The organism is Streptomyces sp. DH12 (assembly GCF_020873895.1).
Classification (GTDB): domain Bacteria; phylum Actinomycetota; class Actinomycetes; order Streptomycetales; family Streptomycetaceae; genus Streptomyces.
Genome location: NZ_JAHWGT010000474.1, coordinates 1 through 597, shown reverse-complemented (window position 1 = coordinate 597; position 597 = coordinate 1). Strand labels below are relative to the sequence as shown.

Below are 597 nucleotides of genomic sequence, written 5' to 3'. Positions count from 1 at the left end.
CCGCGGTCGGCGGTGTCGCGCTGAACACCCGCTTCCTCCAGCGCGCGGGAGTGCGTCCGGGGCTCGCGGTGGCGAGCGTCGGCGCGTCGCAGCTGTTCGGGCTCGGCTGTCACATCCTGATGCTGCTGGCGTTCGGCTATCTGACCGGTACCGAGAAGACGCCCTCACTGTCGCCGTCCCGCACGGTCATCGGCGGTCTGCTGACGGTCGCGGTGCTGGTGCTCGTGGTGACCTCGGTGCCGTTCCTGCGGAAGTTCGTCGTCACGCGCGTGCGGTCGCTGTTCGCGGGCGTCGTGCCGCGCATGCTCGACGTGCTGCAGCGGCCGCAGAAGCTGATCACCGGCATCGGCGGCATGCTGCTGCTGACCGCCTGCTTCGTGATGTGCCTGGACGCCTCGGTCCGGGCGTTCGGCGACGAGTCGACCTCGGTCAGCATCGCCAGCGTCGCCGTCGTCTTCCTCGCGGGCAACGCCCTGGGCTCCGCCGCGCCGACGCCGGGCGGTGTGGGCGCCGTGGAGGCCACCCTCACCGTCGGTCTGATCGCGGTCGGCCTGCCGAGCGAGGTCGCCGCGCCCGCCGTGCTGCTCTTCCGACTGC

Annotated in this window: 1 protein-coding gene; it reads left to right on the top strand. The window is 72.0% G+C overall.

What is annotated here, in order from left to right:
• On the top strand, positions 1–597 hold a 597-nt coding region (locus tag LPA54_RS35245), incomplete at both ends, for a lysylphosphatidylglycerol synthase domain-containing protein (RefSeq protein ID WP_228984669.1).